This window comes from Pandoraea commovens (assembly GCF_902459615.1).
In the GTDB taxonomy this organism is placed as follows: domain Bacteria; phylum Pseudomonadota; class Gammaproteobacteria; order Burkholderiales; family Burkholderiaceae; genus Pandoraea; species Pandoraea commovens.
The window spans coordinates 405929-428145 of the sequence record NZ_CABPSA010000005.1 but is presented as its reverse complement, the minus strand read 5'-3'; the positions used below and the strand labels follow the sequence as shown (position 1 = coordinate 428145).

18 protein-coding genes and 1 pseudogene are annotated in these 22217 nt (G+C 63.2%); 11 read left to right on the top strand and 8 right to left on the bottom strand.

The genetic code is table 11. The annotated features are described in order from the left end of the window. Positions 1 to 31 precede the first annotated feature (31 nt). From PCO31010_RS17145 to PCO31010_RS17135, 3 genes and pseudogenes are all read left to right on the top strand, one after another. Positions 32 to 862 (top strand): MetQ/NlpA family ABC transporter substrate-binding protein, encoded by an 831-nt coding sequence (locus PCO31010_RS17145; RefSeq protein ID WP_150665291.1) that lies wholly within the window; start codon positions 32 to 34, stop codon positions 860 to 862. A gap of 38 nt (positions 863 to 900) precedes the next feature. Next, a pseudogene (locus PCO31010_RS17140) lies at positions 901 to 1731 on the top strand (methionine ABC transporter ATP-binding protein); the annotation flags it as partial. Positions 1732 to 1783: 52 nt separating this feature from the next. Further along, complete coding sequence (locus PCO31010_RS17135) at positions 1784 to 2428, top strand: methionine ABC transporter permease (RefSeq protein ID WP_039400521.1); 645 nt, start codon at positions 1784 to 1786, stop codon at positions 2426 to 2428. A 104-nt stretch (positions 2429 to 2532) separates the two neighbouring features. Here PCO31010_RS17135 and ggt read toward each other — a convergent pair whose 3' ends face one another. Next, positions 2533 to 4155 (bottom strand): gamma-glutamyltransferase, encoded by a 1623-nt coding sequence (gene ggt, locus PCO31010_RS17130; protein WP_246184656.1) that lies wholly within the window; start codon positions 4153 to 4155, stop codon positions 2533 to 2535. Positions 4156 to 4874: 719 nt separating this feature from the next. Beyond that, the gene (locus PCO31010_RS17125) at positions 4875 to 5543 is read right to left on the bottom strand and encodes a M24 family metallopeptidase (protein ID WP_150665288.1); all 669 of its coding nucleotides are present in this window, start codon (positions 5541 to 5543) and stop codon (positions 4875 to 4877) included. A 224-nt stretch (positions 5544 to 5767) separates the two neighbouring features. Between PCO31010_RS17125 and pdxR the strand changes: the two genes are divergently transcribed. Further along, the gene (pdxR, locus tag PCO31010_RS17120) at positions 5768 to 7246 is read left to right on the top strand and encodes a MocR-like pyridoxine biosynthesis transcription factor PdxR (protein WP_150665287.1); all 1479 of its coding nucleotides are present in this window, start codon (positions 5768 to 5770) and stop codon (positions 7244 to 7246) included. On the opposite strand, the gene PCO31010_RS17115 is transcribed toward pdxR, so the two are convergent. The 5 genes from PCO31010_RS17115 to cyoA all read right to left on the bottom strand — a co-directional run bounded on the left by PCO31010_RS17115 (position 7203) and on the right by cyoA (position 12285). Further along, positions 7203 to 7985: an SURF1 family protein gene (locus PCO31010_RS17115; RefSeq protein ID WP_281357750.1), complete on the bottom strand. Its 783-nt coding sequence runs from the start codon at positions 7983 to 7985 to the stop codon at positions 7203 to 7205. The genes pdxR and PCO31010_RS17115 overlap by 44 nt on opposite strands. Positions 7986 to 8084: 99 nt before the next feature. Continuing rightward, the gene (cyoD, locus tag PCO31010_RS17110; protein ID WP_150665286.1) at positions 8085 to 8495 is read right to left on the bottom strand and encodes a cytochrome o ubiquinol oxidase subunit IV; all 411 of its coding nucleotides are present in this window, start codon (positions 8493 to 8495) and stop codon (positions 8085 to 8087) included. Further along, entirely contained in the window at positions 8492 to 9166 is a 675-nt protein-coding gene (gene cyoC, locus PCO31010_RS17105) for a cytochrome o ubiquinol oxidase subunit III (RefSeq protein WP_150665285.1), read from the bottom strand. Before cyoC ends, cyoD begins: the two co-directional genes overlap by 4 nt. Then, positions 9159 to 11150: a cytochrome o ubiquinol oxidase subunit I gene (cyoB, locus tag PCO31010_RS17100; protein ID WP_150665284.1), complete on the bottom strand. Its 1992-nt coding sequence runs from the start codon at positions 11148 to 11150 to the stop codon at positions 9159 to 9161. The genes cyoC and cyoB overlap by 8 nt, the downstream gene beginning before the upstream one ends. A 100-nt stretch (positions 11151 to 11250) precedes the next feature. After that, the gene (cyoA, locus tag PCO31010_RS17095) at positions 11251 to 12285 is read right to left on the bottom strand and encodes a ubiquinol oxidase subunit II (protein ID WP_052253061.1); all 1035 of its coding nucleotides are present in this window, start codon (positions 12283 to 12285) and stop codon (positions 11251 to 11253) included. A gap of 160 nt (positions 12286 to 12445) precedes the next feature. On the opposite strand from cyoA, the gene PCO31010_RS17090 reads away from it, so the two are divergent. Continuing rightward, entirely contained in the window at positions 12446 to 13780 is a 1335-nt protein-coding gene (locus PCO31010_RS17090) for an MFS transporter (RefSeq protein ID WP_150665283.1), read from the top strand. 111 nt (positions 13781 to 13891) lie between these two features. On the opposite strand, the gene PCO31010_RS17085 is transcribed toward PCO31010_RS17090, so the two are convergent. Then, positions 13892 to 14761: a LysR substrate-binding domain-containing protein gene (locus tag PCO31010_RS17085; protein ID WP_150665282.1), complete on the bottom strand. Its 870-nt coding sequence runs from the start codon at positions 14759 to 14761 to the stop codon at positions 13892 to 13894. A gap of 130 nt (positions 14762 to 14891) precedes the next feature. On the opposite strand from PCO31010_RS17085, the gene PCO31010_RS17080 reads away from it, so the two are divergent. The 6 genes from PCO31010_RS17080 (at position 14892) to PCO31010_RS17055 (ending at position 22200) form a co-directional block, all read left to right on the top strand. Continuing rightward, positions 14892 to 15917 (top strand): ABC transporter ATP-binding protein, encoded by a 1026-nt coding sequence (locus tag PCO31010_RS17080; RefSeq protein WP_217426173.1) that lies wholly within the window; start codon positions 14892 to 14894, stop codon positions 15915 to 15917. Next, positions 15914 to 17020, top strand: coding sequence for an ABC transporter ATP-binding protein (locus PCO31010_RS17075; RefSeq protein WP_150665280.1), 1107 nt, complete (start codon positions 15914 to 15916; stop codon positions 17018 to 17020). Before PCO31010_RS17080 ends, PCO31010_RS17075 begins: the two co-directional genes overlap by 4 nt. Positions 17021 to 17063: 43 nt before the next feature. Continuing rightward, positions 17064 to 18566, top strand: coding sequence for an ABC transporter substrate-binding protein (locus PCO31010_RS17070; protein ID WP_150665279.1), 1503 nt, complete (start codon positions 17064 to 17066; stop codon positions 18564 to 18566). 13 nt (positions 18567 to 18579) lie between these two features. Further along, positions 18580 to 19524: an ABC transporter permease gene (locus PCO31010_RS17065; RefSeq protein ID WP_150577545.1), complete on the top strand. Its 945-nt coding sequence runs from the start codon at positions 18580 to 18582 to the stop codon at positions 19522 to 19524. 24 nt (positions 19525 to 19548) lie between these two features. Beyond that, the gene (locus PCO31010_RS17060; RefSeq protein WP_246184647.1) at positions 19549 to 20484 is read left to right on the top strand and encodes an ABC transporter permease; all 936 of its coding nucleotides are present in this window, start codon (positions 19549 to 19551) and stop codon (positions 20482 to 20484) included. Positions 20485 to 20562: 78 nt separating this feature from the next. After that, positions 20563 to 22200, top strand: coding sequence for a gamma-glutamyltransferase family protein (locus PCO31010_RS17055; protein WP_150665278.1), 1638 nt, complete (start codon positions 20563 to 20565; stop codon positions 22198 to 22200). The last annotated feature ends 17 nt before the right edge of the window (positions 22201 to 22217 follow it).

The following is a 22217-nucleotide window of genomic DNA, read 5'->3' as shown; positions in this document are numbered from 1 at the left end:
TCACCCATACCTAAATCAAGGGGAACACGTCATGCAACGCCGCCAACTGTTTCGTCTGCTCGGCAGTCTCTTGCTCGCACTGGCCATCGGCTCGCTCGGTACGTTGGGCTCGGCGAGCGCCTTTGCGGCCGACAAACCGCTCAAGGTCGGTGTGCGCGGCGGTGTCGACGAAGAGATTTGGGAAGTGGTCACGAAGGTCGCGAAATCGCGTGGCCTGAACGTCGAATCCGTGGTGGTGAGCGGCACGGCCAGTCCGAACGAAGCGCTGAACAACGGCGATCTCGACGCCAATTCCTTCCAGCACATTCCTTTCCTGCGCGATCAGATCAAGCAACGCGGTTACAAGCTTGTGTCGGTCGGCGACACACTGATCTCGCCCATCGCGTTCTATTCGAAGAAGTACAAATCGCTCGAATCGCTGCCCGAAGGCGCGAAGATCGGCCTGCCGAACGATCCGAGCAACCAGACCCGTGCGCTCGTGATCCTGCGCGATCACGGTCTCATCAAACTGCGCGACGGCTTCGACCCGTACACCGGCACGGCCACGCTCTCGGACGTCACCGCCAACCCGCGCAAGCTTCAGTTCATCGAAAGCGCATCGGTCGTGCTGGCGCGCTCGCTACCGGACGTCGACGCGTCAGCCATCGTCAACAGCTTCGCGTATCAGGCGGGGCTGATCGCCACGCGCGATGGCATCGCGGTCGAGAAGCGCGAGAACAATCCTTACGTCAACATCATTGCCGTACGCGAGAAGGATAAGAACGCGCCGTGGGTCGCGCCCCTCGTGAAGGCCTATCAGTCGGAGGAAGTGCGCAAGTTCATCGAGACAAAGTATCAGGGCTCGGTCGTCCCGGCGTTCTGATCGCCCATTCACCATTTACATTTGCGAGGACCCCGTCGATGACAACCCGGCACACCGCCACTGCGCCAACGACCACGGTGACCCGCTTACCCACGGCGGCGGCGCGCGAAGTCGCACACATCACCTTCGACGGACTCGGCAAGATTTACATCGGGGCGTCGAGCGCGGCGTTGCAGGACATCACCTTCGCCGTGCATCGTGGCGAGAGCTTCGGCATCATCGGACGCAGCGGCGCTGGCAAGTCCACGCTGCTGCGCACGATCAACGCGCTGGAGTTGCCGAGTACGGGGCACGTGAAGGTAGATGGCGTCGACGTGGCGTCGCTCGACGAAGCGGCGCTGGTCGGTTTGCGTCGGCGCGTCGGCATGATCTTCCAGCACTTCAACTTGTTGTCGGCGAAGACCGTCTTCGAAAACGTGGCGCTGCCGCTGCGTGTGGCAGGCATGCCAAAAACGCAAATCGCGCCGCGCGTGAATGAGCTGCTTGCGCTCGTGGGACTGTCGGGCAAAGCCGATGCGTATCCCGCCATGCTCTCCGGCGGACAAAAGCAGCGCGTGGGGATCGCGCGTGCGCTGGTACATCGCCCCGAAATTCTGCTGTGCGACGAAGCGACGTCCGCACTCGATCCCGAGACGACCGATTCGATTCTCTCGTTGTTGCGCGACGTGCAGCGCGAATTCGGTCTGACGGTGGTCCTCATCACGCACGACATGGGCGTGATCCATCAGGCCTGCGACCGTGTACTGGTGCTCGATCAGGGACGCATCACCGAACTCGGTCCGGTCGACGAAGTCTTCGCGAACCCGCTGGCCGAGGCAACGCGCGCGCTGCTACGCCCGTTGCAACACGCCTGGCAGGGACGTCTCGCGCAAAGTGCGCAGCGCCATCAGGTCCAGGCCGTCTAATTCCTCCGGAATCGTTATGCTCGACAAATATCTGCGCGCCTTCGGCGAAACGTTGCTAATGGTCACGAGCGCGTGCGCTATCGTCTTTGCGGTGGGCATGCTGATCGCCATTGTGCTGGTGATCACAGCACCGGGCGGGCTGGTCCCACGTCCGCGCTTCAACCGCGCGTTGTCGGTCGTGGTGAATCTGTTCCGCGCGGTGCCGTTCATCATTCTGCTGGTGGCGTTGTTGCCGGTCACGCGCTGGATCGTCGGCACGACGATGGGCACGTGGGCCGCCGTGGTGCCGCTCGCCGTCCATCTGATTCCGTTCTTCGCACGAGTGACGCAAGTCGGCTTGCGCGAGATCGACCCGGGACTGATCGAAGCGGCGCGCGCGATGGGCTGCCGTCGCTGGCATATCGTGCGTCACGTGCTATTGCCCGAAGCGTTGCCCGCGATTCTCGGCGGTGCGACGGTGACGGTGATTGCGATGGTCGGCGCATCGGCTATGGCGGGCGCGGTCGGGGCAGGCGGTCTTGGCGACCTCGCCGTGCGGTACGGCTATGAGCGTTACGAGACGAGTGTGATGTTCAACGTGATCGTGATTCTCGTGGCGCTCGTGACGCTGGTGCAGTTCGCGGGGGAACGTCTCGCGCGTCGCGTGGATCATCGCCGCTGAGGAGCGAAGACGGACAGCATCCGACAAAAAAGAGGCCGCAAATCTGCGGCCTCTTTTCATTCGCTACCCGGACCCGGCGTAACGCCGAATCCGTTCAACTCTCATCAATACCCGAGTGCAAGACCCGTGTTGCGACGCGGATCGTTCGAACCGTAGAAGCGGTTCTTGCCGACCGGCTTACCGCCGAGCGACGGTGCGCCGACGAGAATCGCCGCAATGTGGTTAGCCGGTTGCGGGCCTGCAAACTTCTGGCCCCAGCTTTCCAGGATCTTCTGCGTGTCCGGGCTCAGCGCGAACGCTTCGATGTTGGTCGCTTCCGGCATCCATTGCTGGTGGAAGCGCGGCGCATCGACGGCTTCCTGCAACGTCATGCCGTAGTCGATCACGTTGAGCATCGTCAGCAGCGTGGCCGTGATGATGCGGCTGCCGCCCGGCGTGCCGACGACCATCACCGGCTTGCCGTCCTTCGTGACGATGGTCGGGCTCATCGACGACAGCGGACGACGGCCCGGGCCGATGGCGTTCGCCTCACCCTGAATCAGACCGTACATGTTCGGCACGCCCACCTTCGAGGTGAAGTCGTCCATTTCGTCGTTGAGCAGCACGCCCGTGCCGTTGGCCATGACCTTCGCGCCGAACCAGTCGTTGAGCGTGTAGGTGACGGATACGGCGTTGCCGTCCTTGTCGATGATGGAGTAGTGCGTCGTGTTGCTGCCTTCATGCGGCGGCACACCCGGCTTGATTTCCTGCGAGATGCCAGCCTTTTGCGGGTTGATCGCAGCACGAATCTTCGCGGCGTAGTTCTTGTCGAGCAACTGTGCGATCGGGTTCTTCACGAAGTCCGGGTCGCCCAGATAGCTGTTGCGGTCGACATACGCGTGACGCATGGCTTCGATGGTGTAGTGCACGCCCTGAGCCGAGTGATAGCCCAGCTCCTTCATCGGGTAGCCTTCGAGAATGTTCATGATCTCGCAGATCACCACGCCGCCCGAGCTCGGGGGCGGGGCCGACACCACGTGATAGCCGCGATAGTCGCACTCGACCGGGGCCAGTTCGCGCGTCTTGTACTGATCGAGGTCGGCCTGCGTGATGATGCCGCCGCCCGCCTTCATCGACGCCACCAGCTTGTCGGCAACTTCACCCTTGTAGAAGCCATCGGTGCCCTTGGCGCTGATCAGCTTGAGCGTACGGGCGAGGTCCTTCTGCACGAGGCGTTCGCCCGGCTGGAACGGCTGGCCCTTGTTCAGGAAGATCGCGCCCGAGTTGGCGTGGTCTTTCTCGAAGTCCTTGGTGGACGTCCACAGCATGTCGACGTCGCCCTGATCGAGTACGAAACCCTTGTCGGCGAGCGTGATGGCCGGTGCGAGCAGTTGCTGACGCGTCTTCGTGCCGTACTTCTCGCGCGCGTATTCCATGCCGGACACGCTGCCCGGTACGCCGACAGCCAGATAACCGGTCGTCGAAGCGCCCTTGATGACGTTGCCGTCCTTGTCGAGGTACATGTTGGCCGTCGCAGCGAGCGGGGCCTTTTCACGGAAGTCGAGGAAGGTCTTGCGGCCGTCGGCGAGCTGGATCGTCATGAAGCCGCCGCCGCCGATGTTGCCCGCTGCCGGGTACACCACGGCGAGTGCGTAACCGACCGCAACCGCGGCGTCAACGGCATTGCCGCCGGCCTTGAGCACGTCCACGCCGACTTTCGACGCGAGGTGCTGGGCCGTCACGACCATGCCGTTCTGCGCGCCGACCGGTGCCTGCGATGCCGCGTGAACGTTGAACAGCGCGCAGCTCAGAGCTGTGGCTAAGAGCGCTTTTGTGAAGGTTGGGTTTTTCATCGTCTTTCTGTGGTTCTTATGGTGAGCGAGATGGAGGTAGCTTCAACTGCGCTAGCGACGGACACACGACGGGCAGCTCGCCCTCGCCCATGCGCCTCAGAGGGCGACACGGTTGCGGGGTGATGTCTCCGCTGCCTATACCGACGTTACGACGCCGACGTTGCGACGTGTGTGAACAATCCCGTCGACCATCGAACGTTAACGCAAAACGGGTAATTGGGGAAAGATGCGCCAAAAGTCCGGGCGACGGGCCACAACGCGACTTCGGGTGGCTCTGGACAATTCGCGAAATCGCACGCGCGCCTTCACTGGCCTTGCGCGACGCGAACTTAGGTCGATATAGGGTCAGATATCGATGGGGGTTTATCCGTCGAAACGGAGGGGATCACGAAGCGAAACGACGCGAAAAGTTCGGAATCCACTCGTTATTGTTGCGCGATCACCACGCTGTCATGTGACCCGTGTATTAGCGAACCGAAGTCGGGAGGTGAGCCCGACTTGCACAGATAACAGGCAGATATCGCCGTGTTGAGCTGGATTGAACTGCGTGTTGAGTTTTGATGCGAGACGAATGACGCGAGCGACCGCGGCGGTGCTCGCGTCAACGCTTCCGGTCAGATCAGCAGGTCTTCGTAGAAAGCACCGAACGCACGCGTCGGATGTGCGATCTGGATCTCGAGAATCCACAGGCCGCCATTGGGCGTACCTTCGAAATCGCCGAGCTTGCCGCCCTTGTAGATGGCATGCGGGAAGTCGCTCACGCGATGGCCCTTGATGTCGAGATTGAGCACCCAGCCCATCGCCTCGGCCTGTGCCTTCGCGAATTCGTACAGAGCCTGACCGTTGACCCCCTCGGCGCGCCAATGCTGATGGACGATGTCGAACAGACGCTTGGCGTCGTCCGCGCAACGCTGCATCTCGGGATCGCTGCCGGTCGTGCGTGTGAACCCGCAATCGCCTTCGTGCGCGCCGAACACCACGCCGATGTCGATGAAATAGATGTCGTCGTCGCCGAGCACCGGGTCGTTATCGCTGCGCTCGCTGAACGTGCGCAACGTGTTTTCACCGAAGCGAATCAGCACCGGGTGCCAGATGCGGTCCATGCCGAGCGTGCCGAGCAGCGTCTTGCTCGCGGCGATGGCTTCCGACTCGCGCATGCCGGGCTTGATCATGGCGGCGATTTTCTCGGTGGCCTCCCAGGTCAGCGCCTGTGCACGTTGCATCGTTTCGACGCTGTACTTGGTTCCGACCGCTTCGCGCCGGACTAACTCCGTCAACTCCATCAAATTTCTCCACTGTTTATTCTGATTTGGGGGGAACGCCAGTCGCGTTGCAACCTGCGGAACAGACGTCATGGTGTTTAGGATAAGGCCTAACTTGTATAATTCGAAGCGCCATTTGTCGCAGGATGGGTTGGGCCACTTTGCAATGGATCGATGATTCGACCGTCGTGAAAGGCCCGCATCCGATGTGACACCGGGCTTCCATCCCTTTGTGCAGCCGCCTCATGCGCCGACGCCATCTCAGCCAGCCATTGGAATTGCCGCTTTCCGCTCGCCACGAAAAGGAGACGCGTCAGGCATGGGTCTACCGTTGCGTGCGCGAGCGCATCGTCGCGGGCGAGTTGCGACGCGGTGATCGTCTGCCGTCCACGCGCACGCTGGCGGAGCGCTGGGAGGTGTCGCGCGGCATCGTCGAGCTGGCGTTCGAGCAACTGACGCTCGAAGGCTATGTGGCGAGTCGCGTTGGCGCGGGCACGGAAGTGATCGCGGACTTCTCCGGGGCGGTGGCGACATCGGCGGCATCCGGTCAAACCGCAGCGTCAACGCAACCGCTGCCCGAGAGCGCTGCATCGCTTGCGTCGAAAACCGGCCGGTCGCCCGACGCCGCGTTGTTCTCGCTACCCGTCTGGCGCAAGCATATGAACCGTGCGTTGCGGGCCGTCACCCCCGAATTGTTGGCCGACACGGACCCGCGCGGCTATTTGCCGCTGCGCGAAAGCATCGCTCGCTATGTGCGCATGACGCGGGGCATCGCCTGCGAAGCCGACGAAATCGTGGTGACGACCGGTATTCGCCATGCCATCGATCTCGTCACGGAAGTCCTGGCGGACGGCACCACATCGTTCTATCTCGAAGACCCCGGCTACAAGAATCTGTCGACGCTGGTGCGCGCGCCGTCGCAGCGTTGCGTGAGCGTGCCTGTCGACGACGAGGGCTTTGTCGTGGAGGCCGCCGACCATGCGGGGGCGGGGCGTCCCGGCATCGCCTACGTGACGCCTGCGCATCAGGCACCGCTCGGCACCACGATGTCGATCAATCGCCGCATGCAACTGCTGGAGTGGGCGAGTGCGCGCGACGTCTGGATTGTCGAAGACGACTACGACAGCGAGTTCAGCTACGGGAGCGCGCCTTTACCTGCGCTCAAGGCCATCGACACGCAGGCGCGCGTGATCCATTGCAGCAGCTTCAACAAGTCGCTGTTTCCGTCTCTGCGTATCGGTTATCTGCTGGCACCGCCAGCATTGCTTGCGCGAATCGCGGGGCAGCGCTCGGCATCGGGACGCTCGAACAGCCTCATCGAACAGATGGCGCTCGCGAGCTATATCGATGGGGGCGATTTCGCGCGGCATTTGCGCGCCTCGCGCAGCGTGTATCTCAGACGTCGCAATCTGCTGCTGGAAACGTTACGCGCGAGGATGACGACACCTTGTCGCATCACCGGCGATCACGCGGGCTTTCATTGTGTGCTGTGGCTGCCGTCGCAGGTGGACGAGGCGGCGCTCGTCGCGGCGTTGCGCGCGCAAGGCGTGTTCGTGGAAGGACTGGGGGAGTTCACCCGGGCGCAGACGGTGCCCCCGGGTCTGGTGCTCGGCTACGCCGCGCTCGACGATGCGCGGCTGCCGGAGATTGCGACGTGTATTGCGACGTGCATTGCGACGCTTATTTCGTCTGCTCGCCGCGCTTGCGAAGTTCGAGCCGAATGACGAACCAGCCTGCGACGGCCGACATGATGGCGAGTGCGTACCACGTCAGCAGATAGCTCATGTGGTTGTTCGGGAACTGCACCACGGTCAGGCCGCCCACGGGATAGTCGCGATCTTGCGACTGAACCTTGCTGGTCATGGCTTCGGCGTCGTTGGTGATGGCGTTTGCACCGGCACCCGCATTCGCGCCGGGTTTGCCGTCGGCGTCCACGAAATACGGGGCCACGTCGGACGCATTGAGACCGCGCGCCGCCGCAATCGCCACCACGTCCCGCGAATACCAGAGGTTCTCCGCCGGAGCGTTCTTGCGCAGGAAGCCGCCGACCGGCTCGGGCATGCGCAGCAATCCCGTCACCGTGACTTCGCCCGCCGGGGCGGGCGGCACCGACTCTTTCCAGCCCGGCGGCACGAAGCCTCGATTGACCAATACTTCGCCACCATCTGCCGTGCGCAGCGGCGTGAGCACCCAGTAGCCGCCGCCCAGATCGGTGACGGCCTGCACGAGCGTGTCTTTGTCGAACTGGTAGGTGCCGGTCAGCCAGACGTGACGATACTCGTCCTTCTCGGCGCTGACGTCAGCCCATTGCGCGCGCGCGGGCGCCGCCGACGGGGGCGCGTGCACGCGCGAATTCACGCGTTCGATCAGATCGAGTTTCCACGCGCGGCGTTGCAGCTGCCACGTGCCGAGCGAGACAAAAAGGGAAATCAGCACCAGCGTGATGACGCCGAGAATCACCACGCGAAGGGGAGATGTGCGGGAGGGGGCGCCAGAAGCGCGCGGGGGACGCTGTGCGTCCCCCGAATCGTGAAGTCGATCGCTACTCAAGGGAAATGCCGTTCAAGGGAGGTTTTTCGTATCCTGCATCATACCCGGCATCATGTTTTGGTTCAGGTGATACATCACCCACAGCGAGCCCGAGAGCGTGATGACGACCAGCACGATCGTGAAGATCAGCGACAGCATGTTCCAGCCGCCCTCGGACTTCGCGTTCATGTGCAGGAAGTAGATCATGTGCACCACGATCTGAATCGCCGCGAGGAACAGGATCATGATCGCGGTCGTGCTCGATTTCTCGAACACGCCGCCCATCACGAACCAGAACGGAATCGCGGTGAGCACCACCGACAGAATGAAACCGGTCGTATAGCCGCGCAGCGTGCTGTGCGGCCCCTCGTTCCCATGATCGTCTTCATGATCGTGAGGGTCGTGCCCGTGGGCATCGTGCAAAGTCGAGTCGTGGGTGCTCACGGCAGCACTCCCATCAGATAGACGAACGTGAAGACGCCGATCCACACGACGTCCAGAAAGTGCCAGAACATCGACAGGCACATCAGCCGCCGACGGTTCGGTGCGGTCAGCCCGTGCTTGCCGATCTGCACCAGCAGCGTAATGAGCCAGATGATGCCGAACGTGACGTGCAGCCCGTGCGTGCCCACCAGCGTGAAGAACGACGACAGGAACGCGCTGCGCCACGGTCCGGCACCTTCATGAATCAGCGTGGCGAACTCGTACAGTTCGAGCGAAAGGAACGCGGCGCCGAGCAGCCCCGTCACGATCAGCCAGCCGGTCACAGCGCTCTGGCGGCGCCGTTGCATCTCCAGCATCGCAAAGCCGTAGGTGATCGACGAGAGCAGCAGGAACGTGGTGTTGACCGCTACGAGCGGCAGTTCGAACAGCTCCGCGCCGGTCGGCCCGCCCGCGTAGTTGCGACCGAGCACGCCATACGCCGCGAACAGACAGGCGAAGACGAGGCAGTCGCTCATCAGATAAATCCAGAAGCCGAGCAACGTACCACCCGGCGGGTGGTAGTCCGTCGACATCATGAACTTCAGGTCGCCCTCGCGCGGCGGGTAAGGGGCGTGGGCGCCGCCGCCGAGCGGCACGCCACCGGCAGGGAACGGTGCGGTCGTGTCAGACATTCTGGGCGAGCAGTCGCGTGCGCGCTGCCTCCGTGTGTTCGACCTGATCGGCCGGGATGTAGTAGTCGCGGTGATAGTTGAACGTGTGTCCGATGGCCGTCGCGATCAGTGCGACGAAGGCCACGATCACCACCAGCCACATATGCCAGATCAGCCCGAAGCCGCACACCGTCGCCAGCCCGGCGAGGATGATGCCTGCGCCGGTGTTCTTCGGCATGTGGATCGGGATGAAGCCGTCCATCGGGCGCTTGAAGCCGTGTTGCTTCATCTGCCACCAGGCGTCGTTGTCGTGAATGAGCGGCGTGAAGGCGAAGTTGTAGACCGGCGGCGGCGACGACGTCGACCATTCCAGCGTGCGTCCGCCCCACGGATCGCCCGTCTCGTCGCGCAGTTGATCGCGACGCATGTAGCTCACCACCAACTGGATGATGAAGCAGGCGATACCGATGGCGATGAGCAGCGCACCCACGGCGGCGACCTGGAACCAGATCTGCAACGACATATCGTCGAAGTGGCTCACGCGTCGCGTCACGCCCATCAGGCCGAGCAGATAGAGCGGCATGAACGCCACGTAGAAGCCGATGAACCAGAACCAGAACGAGCACTTGCCCCAGAACGGGTCGAGCTTGTAGCCGAAGGCTTTCGGGAACCAGTAGCTGATGGCGGCGAACACGCCGAACACGACCCCACCGATGATCACGTTGTGGAAGTGGGCAATCAGGAACAGGCCGTTATGCAGCGAGAAGTCCGCAGGCGGTACCGCGAGCAGCACGCCGGTCATGCCGCCGATCACGAAGGTCACCATGAAGCCGATGGTCCAGAGCATGGGCACTTCGAAGTGGATGCGTCCGCGATACATCGTGAAGAGCCAGTTGAAGATCTTGGCCCCCGTGGGTATCGAGATGATCATCGTCGTGATCCCGAAGAACGAGTTCACACTCGCGCCCGAGCCCATCGTAAAGAAGTGGTGCAGCCACACGAGGTACGACAGCACCGTAATCACGACAGTGGCGTAGACCATCGACGCATAACCGAACAGTCGCTTGCCCGAGAACGTCGCCACCACTTCCGAGAACACACCGAACACCGGCAGCACGAGAATGTAGACCTCGGGGTGGCCCCAGATCCAGATCAGGTTCACGTACATCATGGCGTTGCCGCCGAGATCGTTCGTGAAGAAGTTGGTCCCGGCGTAACGGTCGAGGGCGAGCAGGGCGAGCACGGCGGTGAGCACCGGGAAGGCGGCCACGATCAGCACGTTGGTGCACAGCGACGTCCACGTGAACACCGGCATGCGCATCATCGTCATGCCCGGTGCGCGCATCTTCACGATGGTCACGAGCAGGTTGATCCCTGAGAGCAACGTGCCGACGCCTGCGATCTGCAAGGCCCATATGTAGTAGTCGACGCCCACGTCAGGGCTTTGCAGCATGCCCGAGAGCGGTGGATACGCGAGCCAGCCGGTACGTGCGAATTCGCCGACGAAAAGCGACATCATCACGAGCACCGCGCCGCTGGTCGTCATCCAGAAGCTGAAATTATTGAGGAACGGGAAGGCCACGTCGCGCGCGCCGATCTGGAGCGGCACCACGAAGTTCATGAGACCGGTCACGAGCGGCATCGCCACGAAGAAGATCATGATCACGCCGTGCGCGGTGAAGATCTGATCGTAGTGGTGTGGCGGCAGATAGCCCATGTTGTCGCCGAACGAGACCGCCTGTTGCAGGCGCATCATCGCGGCATCGGCGAAGCCGCGCAGCAACATGATGATGCCGAGGATCACGTACATGATGCCGATCTTCTTGTGATCGATGCTCGTGAACCACTCTCGCCACAGGTAGCCCCATAGCTTGAAGTAGGTGATGGCGCCCAGTACCACGACGCCGCCGATCGCCACCCCCGCAAAGGTCGCGAGGAGGATCGGTTCGTGGTACGGGATCGCCTCTAGCGTGAGGCGACCGAAGATCAGCTTGACGATGTCCATAAGCTCGAACCTGGGATCATTCGCGCGCGAGGCGCATCATTGTCGACGGTTAGGCGCAGTGCGCGTCACGGGTGGGTCGTCGCGAAACGGCTTCACGAAGTCACTGCGCGAGCGCAGTCCCCGGGGCACGTTGCGCGTCGGCGGCGAACTGCACGGTGTTCTGTGCGGTACACATCGCGTCGGCGAGCAACGCATCGGTCTTGCGCGAACCGGCCCGGCTGGCGTGCGCGTGATTCGGTTGATCCATCATGTCCTTCAGGCAGGTCTGCCCCTGCTGAACACAACGGTTCAGAATCGCGTCGTAGAGGTCGGGTGCTACGTCGGCGTAATACTTCACCGGCACCCACTCGCTCGGTTTCGCGAGCGCCTCGTACTTGTCGCGTGACAGGTTTTCGCCCTTCGTCTTGACCTGTTTCACCCACGCGTCGAACTCGTCCGCCGTCATGCCGTGGAACTTGAAGCGCATGCCGGAGAAGCCCGCGCCGCTGTAGTTCGCGGAGAAGCCGTCGTACACGCCGGGCTTGTTGATGACCGCGTGCAACTTCGTCTCCATGCCCGGCATCGCGTAGATCTGACCGGCGAGCGCTGGCACGAAGAACGAATTCATCATCGTGGTCGACGTGATTTCGAAGCGGATCGGACGGTCGACCGGCGCGGCCAGTTCGTTCACGGTCGCAATGCCCTGGTCGGGATAGAAGAACAGCCACTTCCAGTCCATCGCCACGACCTGCACCGTAAGCGGACGCGTGTCGGGCGGAATCTCCCGTTTTGCGTCGATGCGCTCAAGCGGACGGTATGGATCGAGCTTGTGGGTGCTGACCCAGGTGAGGGCCCCCAGCGCAATGATGATCAGCAGGGGAGCTGCCCAGATCAGCAGTTCGAGCAGCGTGGAGTGATCCCACTCGGGGGTGTAGACGGCGTTCTTGTTCGATGCCCGGTATCGCCAGGCGAACAGCAATGTCAGCACGATCACCGGCACGATGATCAGCAACATCAGAACGGTGGAAACGATGATGATGTCCCGCTGCCTTACCGCGAGATCCCCCGAAGGCGACATCAATACGGTATTGCAGCCGGACAGCAGCGCGAAGGCGGGGAGTAAAAGTACCCCGCGGAGGAACTTGGGGGAAGTCATGCTGCGATTGATGGAACCGTAGCCTTAGACCGTACCCATCATGGACCGCACTTTCTGATGCATCAATTTAGGGTAAACCCTATAGCGGCAATTCGAGATACCTGCGATGCTTTTCTGGCACGAGTGTCATCGTCATCCCGATCCGCGAGGGGGTCCGATAATGTCAAGCAGTGCTCATCAATCGCCGACGCAACCGGGGGCACCCGGCGCGCCGACAGCGCACGATCACGGGAGTAAATCCCGTATCGCGCCTGAGGAAATCGCGGTCGGCGTGGTTGTTGGACGCGCCTCCGAGTACTTCGACTTCTTTGTGTTCGGCATCGCTGCCGTTCTCGTCTTTCCACACGTTTTCTTCCCGTTTGCGGACGGCCTTCACGGGCTGCTGTACTCGTTCACGATCTTCTCCTTCGCCTTTATCTCGCGCCCGTTCGGCACCACGCTCTTCATGAACGTGCAGCGTCGCTGGGGACGCAGCGTCAAGCTCACGGCGGCGCTGTTCGTGCTCGGTACGGCAACGGCGGGCATGGCCTTTCTGCCGGGGCACGCGGTGATCGGCGACAAGGCCATCTGGCTGCTCGCTTTCTTCCGTCTGGTGCAGGGCATCGGCTTCGGCGGCTCGTGGGACGGCTTGCCGTCGCTACTGGCGATGAACGCCCCGCCGCAGCGGCGCGGCTGGTATTCGATGATGGGGCAACTGGGCGCGCCGATCGGATTCATCATCGCGGCGTCGCTGTTCCTGTTTCTGCACTGGAGCCTCGATCCGGACGACTTCCTCACCTGGGGCTGGCGTTATCCGTTCTACGTCGCGTTCGCTGTGAACGTGGTGGCGCTGTTCGCGCGGCTGCGTCTGGTCGTGACGAACGAATACACGGCCATGCTCGAAGAGGGGCAACTGGAGCCGATCAGCACGCGGGAGATGGTGCGCTCGCAGGGCTACAACATCTTCCTCGGCGCGTTCGCGGCGCTGGCAAGTTATGCGCTCTTCCACCTGGTGACGGTGTTCCCGCTGTCGTGGATTTCGCTGCAAAACACGCAGGATCTGAACAGCGTGCTGATCGTGCAGCTCTTCGGCGCGGTGATCGCAATCATCTGCACGGTGATTTCCGGACGCATTGCCGACCGCATTGGCCGACGCACGACATTGGGTCTTTTCGCGATCTTCATCGGCGTCTTCGCCCTGTTTGCGCCGTTCCTGATGGGCGGCAGTTCGGTGGGGCAGGACATCTTCATTCTGGTGGGCTTCGGCCTGCTCGGGCTGTCGTACGGTCAGGCGGCCGGTACGGTGACGTCCAACTTCGAGCAGCGCTTTCGCTACACCGGGGCGGCGCTCACGACGGACTTTGCGTGGCTGCTGGGCGCGGCGTTCGCACCGCTCGTCGCACTCGGATTGTCGGCAGAGTTCGGCCTGATCGCCGTGAGCGGCTATCTGCTCTCCGGCACGGTCTGCACGCTGCTCGCACTACGCATCAACAAAGCACTTGAAACGAAAGACTGAACGCCGCTCAACAATTTCATTTCACGTTGTTTCCCGCCAACGGCGCGACAAAGTTCACGCCGTTGTCATTTGCGCGACTTGTTCGTGCGTGTCAAACCCGTTCAAGCTGGTTCAAACGTCGTACAGCATGCCCGCAATCGCAGCGGTAATGTTGTGCGTGCGCGAATCGTGTTCGCGATGAATCATGCCGACGGTGCGAAGCAGTGGCGGCTCGGCGATGGGGACAATGCGCAGCAGCGGGTCAGCGTGCCAATCGCCTCGATGCAGCAACGGCAATACCGATACGCCGACGTTCTTGCGCACGAGCGCGACGATTGTCTCGATGGAGTTCAGCTCCAGATACTCGGTCACGCTGAGTCTTGCGGCGCGCAACGCCTGCTCGACGACGAGACCGGTTCGCACGCGACGGTCGAACCGCAGGAACGCGTGTGCATCGAGAATCTGCTGCGGATCGGTTTGCGCGATGTCGCGATTGACGACCATCACCATCGGCTCGGTGTAGAGCGGCGTCCACACCAGTCCGTCGGCGCGGGCGTCGTCCGCGCGTGCGACCACGGCGGCGATGTCCACTTCTCCCTGTTCGACAAGATCGGTCAATTCGTCCGAGCGGGCGGACGTCAGCCGCACATCGAGCTGCGGATGCGCGGTCTTCAGTTCGGCGACCACGAGCGAGAGCGCGCCGATGACCGACACCACCGCGCCGATGGTCACGGGGCCCTGCATCGCATCGATGGGCGAGGTGGTCAGCTCGGCCGTGAGCGCCAGAATCTGCTCGACGCGGGGAAACAGTTCGCGTCCCTGACGCGTGAGCGTGATCTGCCGCCCGCGCCGGTCGAACAGCCGCTGACCGACGGCGTCCTCCAGCCCGCGCATCTGCAAACTGACGGCCGCCTGCGTCAATGCGGCGCGCTCGGCCGCCGCCGCAAACGAGCCGGTTTGGGCCACCAGACGAAACGTCTTCAACATGCGCAGGGTGAGCATTTGGGAAGTAAAAATAACTTAAGCATGAAAAAGAAATATTAATATTTCCTTTGCGTGCGGGGAAGACATAATCGTGTCATGCACATCCCGCATGAGCGGGTGGCCGACCCACACAACGCGCCCCATGACCATGCCCGCAGATGCTGGGCCGGTGCTTGATGTCACCGGACTGTCGCTGAAATTCTCCAAGGCACCCGACGCGCCGAATCTGATCGATGGCGTCTCTTTCGCCGTGCACCCCGGCAAGACGCTGTGCATCGTCGGCGAATCGGGATGCGGCAAGAGCGTGACGTCGCTGGCCCTTATGGGCTTGTTACCCAGCCCGCCGGCGAACCTTGTGGCCGGACGCGCCGTCTTCGAAGGTCGCGACCTGCTGGCGCTGGACGAACGCGACTTCGCGGACCTGCGCGGCAATCGTCTGGCGATGATCTTTCAGGAGCCGATGACGTCGCTCAATCCGTCGTTCACGATCGGCCATCAGATCGAGGAGGGCATTCGGCGACATCGCGGGCTGGACCGGCGCGCCGCGCGTGCCGAAGCGCTCGACATGCTCAAGCTCGTGCGCATTCCCGCGCCCGAAACCCGGCTCGACAACTATCCGCACGAACTCTCCGGCGGTATGCGCCAGCGCGTGATGATCGCGATGGCGCTCGCCAACCGGCCCGCGCTGCTTATCGCCGACGAGCCGACGACCGCGCTCGACGTCACGATTCAGGCGCAGGTGCTCACGCTCATTCAGACGTTGCAACGCGAAACCGGCACCGCCGTCGTGCTCATCACGCACGATCTGGGTGTGGTCGCCGAAGTCGCGGACGACGTGGCCGTGATGTACGCCGGGCGCATCGTCGAGTACGGCACAGTGAGCGAGATATTCGACGATCCGCAGCACCCTTACACCATCGGACTGATGGGCGCGATCCCGTCCATTGGCAAACGCGAAGGCACGCTGGCGACGATTCGTGGCGCAGTGCCCTCGCCGGAGCGCATGCCCGCCGGATGCCGCTTTGCGCCGCGTTGCCCGTTCGCCGAGGCGCGTTGCACCCGTGAGGCACCGCCCGAGCGGACATTGTCCGGCGCGCACCGCGTGGCGTGCTGGCTCGCGCCGGTCGAGTCGCTTACCCCGCCGCCGTCTTTGCTTGAGGAGGCCGTGGCATGAACGCACCATCGACAATGTCCCCGCTGCTCGAAGCCCGCGATCTGACCAAGCACTTCGGCGGCCATCGCCTCGGCTTTTCACGCGCCCCCACGGTGTATGCCGTCAACGGCGTGTCGTTCGCCGTGCAGGCGGGCGAGACGTTCGCCATCGTCGGCGAATCGGGCTGCGGAAAATCCACGCTGGGACGTCTGCTGCTGCGACTGCTCGACGCGACACGCGGCGAAGTGCGCTATCAGGGCGAAGACATCATGACACTGGGGGCGGGCGCGATGCGGCGTCTGCGGCGCGAACTTCAGATCATCTTCCAGGACCCGTTCGCGTCGCTCAATCCGAGCATGACCGTGGGCGGACTGATCGGTGAGCCGATTGCGTTGCACGGCCTCGCCCACGGACGCGCTCGCGACGAGCGCGTCGCCGAACTGCTGCGCACCGTCGGGCTGCAACCGGACTACGCGCAACGCTTCCCGCATGAGTTTTCCGGCGGACAACGCCAACGCATCGGCATCGCACGCGCACTGGCCGGTGAGCCGCGCGTGATCATCGGCGACGAACCGGTTTCGGCGCTCGACGTCTCCGTGCAGGCGCAGGTCATCAACTTGCTCGAACGGCTCAAGCATGACTTCGGCCTCACGCTCATCATGGTCGCGCACGATCTGGCGGTGATTCGCCACATGAGCGACCGGGTGGCGGTGATGTATCTCGGCGAGATCGTCGAGCTGGCGAGCGCCGATGCGCTCTTCGACAACCCGCTGCACCCCTATACACAGGCGCTGCTTCAGGCGATTCCGGCGAGCCGTCCGCATCTGCGACGCGAGCGCGCGCCGCTGGGGGGCGAACTGCCCAGCCCGACCGCGCCGCCGCGGGGGTGCCGCTTCCACCCGCGCTGCCCGCATGCGCGCGCGGCATGTCGGGAGCAGAAGCCGGTCGACGAAGTGCTGCCGGACGGCCGACAGGTCGCCTGCCACTTCTGGCGTGAGATTCAGAACGCCGGAGCAAGCCCGGCACGGGCGGCGGCACCGAGCGAGAAGCTGGGCGAGCGGCTCGCGCTGTACCGGGCGCGACAGTCGCAGGCCGATGCGATCGCGGCCCGCACGAGTGCATAAGAACACCTTCACGACACCATCACACAGACAAGGGATCACACGCATGCGCAACGTTCTGCTCGATCTTGTATTGGCGGCGGCTCTCACGACCGGCGCGGCTTCGGCCATGGCGCAATCGACTATCCGGATTGGCTTGCAGGAAGACATCGGTTCGCTCGATCCTGCGCGCAGTTCGCAGGTCGTCGACCGCATGGTGCTGCGCTCGCTGTGCAGCTCGCTGGTCGATATCAGCACCGATCTGAAGTTCGTCCCGATGCTGGCCACCGCATGGAATGTGAGTGCCGACGGCAAGACGTGGACGTTCAAACTGCGCAAGGGCGTGAAGTTCCACGACGACGAGCCGTTCAACGCCGCCGCCGTGAAGGCCAACCTCGACCGTGCGCGCACGATGCAGGCAAGCAACCGCAAGAGCGAGCTGTCGTCCATCGACCATGTCGACGTGGTGGACGACTCGACCGTGAACATCGTGCTCAAGGCCCCGGACTCGGCGCTGCTCGCCACGCTGTCCGACCGTGCGGGGATGATGCTCGCGCCCAAGACGCTGGCCGACGATGCGAGCGTGCAATCGAAGCCGGTGTGTTCCGGCCCGTACAAGTTCGTGCAGCGTGTGCAGAACGATCGCGTGGTGCTGGAGAAATTCCCGGGCTTCTGGGAAGCTGACAAGTACCCCATCCAGAAGGTCATCTTCCTGCCGATTCCGGACACGACGGTGCGTCTTGCAAACGTGCGTTCGGGCTCGCTCGACATGCTGGAGCGTCTCTCGCCGTCCGACGTGAAGTCGGTCAAGCGCGACGCGAACCTCACCTTCATCTCGATGGACGGCCTCGGCTACTACGGCCTGACGTTCAACGTCGCACCGAATGCGAACAAGGCTCTGCGTGACAAGCGCGTGCGTCAGGCGTTCGATCTGGCCATCGACCGCGACGCCATCAATCAGGTGATCGGCGGTGGCATCTTCACCCCCGCCAATCAGGCATTACCGCGCACGGGGCAGTATTACGACACGTCGATCAAAACCACGAAGCGCGATGTTGCGAAGGCGAAAGCGCTGCTGAAGTCGGCCGGTTTCGAGAAGGTCAACGTGACGTTGAGCTTCGGCAACAGCACCGTCTCCAACCAGATGGCGCAGATGTTGCAGGCGATGCTCGCGGAAGCGGGCATCACGCTTAAGCTGCGCCCGATGGACTACGCGGCGGCACTCGACGCCGCGCACCGTGGCGACTTCGACGTGCTCTACAACGGCTGGTCGGGACGTGTCGATCCGGACGGCAACCTGCATCAGTTCGTCTCGTGCAAGGGCAATCTGAACTACGGCCAGTACTGCAACGCCGAGGTCGACAAGCTGCTGAACGACGCACGCGTGAAGTCTACCGTCGCCGAGCGCAAGCCGTTGTATGACGCCGCGAACAAGATCCTGTCCGACGAAGACCCGATCCTCTATCTGTACGTGCAGCCGTGGCCGTATGTGCTCACGAAGAAGGTGCAGGGCTTTGTGGCCTACCCGGACGGTCTGATCCGTCTGCGCGGCGTGACCATCAAGGGCTAAGGGGACTGCCGCCATGCTGCGCCTCGTCGTCCATCGTGCGCTGGTTGCCATTCCCACGCTCATCATCGTGTCGATGATGATCTTCGGGTTGCAGAAGATGCTGCCCGGCGATCCCGTGCTCGCGATGGCTGGCGAGGATCAGAACCCGCAGGTCATCGCTGCCCTGCGCGAGAAGTATCACCTCGACAAGCCGCTGCCCACACAGTACGCGCTGTGGATCGGCAGCGTGCTGCGCGGCGATCTCGGCAACTCGTTGCGCACGGGCGAGCCTGTGACGAAACTCATCGCGCAGAAGTTGCCCGTCACGCTGCAACTGGCCATGTTCGGCCTCGTGATCGCTATTGGCATCGGTATTCCGCTGGGTATTCTCTCGGCGGCCAATCGTGGCAAAGCCATCGATTACGGATCCAACGTGCTGGCGCTCTCGGGCATGTCGATTCCGAACTTCTGGCTCGGCATTCTGCTGATCTTCCTCATCTCCGTGCGCTGGCAGTTGCTGCCGTCGTCGGGCTACGTGCCACCGAGCGAAGATCTGTGGATGAGCTTCAAGACGATGGTGATGCCCGCTTTTGTGCTCGGGGCGGCGCTGGGCGCGCAACTGATGCGTCACACGCGCAGCGCCATGCTCGGCGTGCTGCGCACCGATTACATCCGTACGGCGCGTGCGAAGGGGCTGCTGCGCGGTACGGTGGTGCTCAAACATGCGTTTCGCAATGCGTTGATCCCGATTGTGACGGTGCTGGCGCTGCTGTTCGGCGAGTTGCTCGCGGGGGCGGTGCTGACGGAACAGGTCTTCACGATTCCGGGCTTCGGCAAGCTGGTCGTCGACGCTGTGTTCAACCGCGATTATGCGGTGGTGCAGGGTGTCGTGCTGGTGACCGCTGTGAGTTTCATCGTGCTGAACCTGCTGGCCGACGTGCTTTACGTCCTGCTTAACCCGCGCCTGCGTCGCGCCTGAGAATGTGAACAGACCCTAGAGAACATGGCTGCTATCCAGACGACACAGACGTCATCCTCTTCGACGCCGGACGCGAATCCTACCGTCGCGCCGGTGGCCGCTGCCGTGAGCGCCGAGCGCCTGCCGCGTCGTCGCTATCGCGGGCTGCGCAAGTTCGCGCGCAACAAGGCGGCCGTCGCCGGGGCAATCATCGTCGCGTTCGCGGTCCTCGTCGCCCTGCTCGCGCCGTGGATCTCGCCCTACGACCCGATTGCCACGAGTTTCATGACGGTGCGTCAGGCGCCGAGTGCGCTGCACTGGTTCGGCACCGACGAGCTGGGCCGCGACATTCTCGCGCGAATGATCTACGGCGCGCAGGCGTCGCTGGCGGCGGGGGTGGTGTCGGTCGGTATCGCGGTGATCGTGGGCGTGCCGCTAGGACTCCTGGCGGGCTACTTCGGCCGCTGGGTCGACGCCATCGTCTCGCGGCTGGCCGACGCGCTGCTGTCCATCCCGTTCCTGATTCTGGCCATTGCGATGGCGGCGTTCCTCGGCGCGAGCCTCACCAACGCGATGATTGCCATCGGTGTGTCCGCCATGCCGCGCTTCGTCCGGCTGGCGCGCGCGCAGGCGCTCACCGTGAAGGCGGAAGAGTACGTCGAGGGTGCGCGTGCTATCGGCCTCACGGACACGCGCATCATCGTGCGCTACATCCTGCCGAACGTGCTGCCGCCAATCATCGTTCAGGCCAGTCTCACGGTCGCGACCGCGATCATTGCCGAGGCGAGCCTGTCGTTCCTCGGGCTGGGGCAATTGCCGCCTTTGCCGTCGTGGGGCTCGATGCTCAACACGGCCAAGGACTTTGTCGAACAAGCACCCTGGATGTCCATTTTTCCCGGTATCGCCATTTTCCTGACGGTACTCGGCTTCAACCTGCTGGGTGACGGACTGCGCGACGCGCTGGATCCTCGCGAGCAATAAACGTCACGCAACCAAAGCAACATCACGCTCCGGCAGACTTATTCCAACCATTCGAGACAGAGGTCATCAGCGATTCCCATGACGCACTTCAACTGGCAAAACCCGTACCCGACGCCGCGCCTGCCGGTGTTCGCCCGCAACATCGTGTCGACGTCGCACCCGCTCGCCGCGCAAGCCGGTCTGCGCATTCTCTGGCAGGGCGGTAATGCCGTCGACGCCGCGATTGCCGCTGCCGCGTGCATGACCATCGTCGAGCCGGTCTCCAACGGTCTGGGCGGGGATTGCTTCGCGCTGGTATGGGACGGCAAGCAGGTGCATGGCCTGAACGCCTCGGGCACCGCCCCCGGCGCATGGAACGTCGACTACTTCCGCAAGAAGTACGGCGAGGAGCACGGCATCGCCAAGCAGCCGATTCGCGGCGTCGACTCCGTCAGCATTCCCGGCGTGATCGCCGGTTGGGAAGCCCTGCACGCGAAGTTCGGCAAGCTGCCGTTCGCCGACCTGATGGCCCCGGCCATCGAGATCGCCGAGCGCGGTCATGCTGTCGCGAACATCGTGGCGCGCAAGTGGGCCGCAGCGGTGCCCGAACTCAAGAATCAGCCGGGATACGCGCAGACGTTCATGCCGAATGGCCGCGCGCCGACCACCAGCGAGATGATGCGCATGCCGGGCCACGCCCGTACGCTGCGTCTGCTGGCGAAGGAGGGCCCGCGTGCGTACTACGAGGGCGAGATCGCCGAGCGCATCGCGGCCTGGAGCGCCGAGCATGGTGGCGTGATGACGACCGACGATCTGCGCAACTATCGCGCCGATTGGGTCAAGCCCATCGAGAAGGATTATCGCGGTTACACCGTGCACGAAATTCCGCCCAACGGACAGGGCATCGCAGCGTTGATCGCGCTGGGCATTCTGGACAAGTTCGATGTCTCCAGCCTCGCGGTGGACCGCGTGCATTCGCAGCACTTGCAGATCGAGGCGATGAAGCTGGCCTTCGCCGATCTCTACAAGTACGTGGCCGATCCGCGCTCGATGGAAGTGACGCCGGAGCAGATGCTCGACGACGCTTACCTGACCGAGCGCGCGAAGCTCATCGATCCGGACAAGGCGACGCACTTCGACTTCGGCATGCCGAAGTCCGGCGGCACCATCTACCTGACGGCCGCTGACGAGCAGGGCATGATGGTCAGCTTCATCCAGTCGAACTACATGGGTTTCGGCTCGGGCGTCGTGGTGCCGGACTACGGCATCGCGCTGCAAAACCGTGGCTGCGGTTTCTCGATGGACCCGAAGTCGGCGAACGTGGTCGAGGGCGGCAAGCGCCCGTTCCACACGATCATTCCGGCGTTCCTCACGCAGAAGGTCAACGGTCAGCACGAAGCCGTGATGAGTTTCGGGGTGATGGGCGGCGACATGCAGCCTCAAGGCCATCTGCAATCGGTGGTACGCATGCTCGACTACGGTCAGCAACCGCAGGCCGCCTGCGACGCGCCGCGCTGGAAGGTCAATCGCGACTTCACCGTCGATATCGAGTCGACGATGGACCGCGAAACGGTGGCCGGGCTCGTAGCGCTGGGCCACAAGCTCAAGTCCATTGACGACCCGTACATGGACTTCGGCTCCGGCCAGTACATCTGGCGTCTGGATCGCAACGATCCGGAGCGCGGCTACGTGGCCGCGAGCGACAGCCGTCGCGACGGCCTCGCTGCGGGCTACTGAGTTCGCCGAGTCCCGTC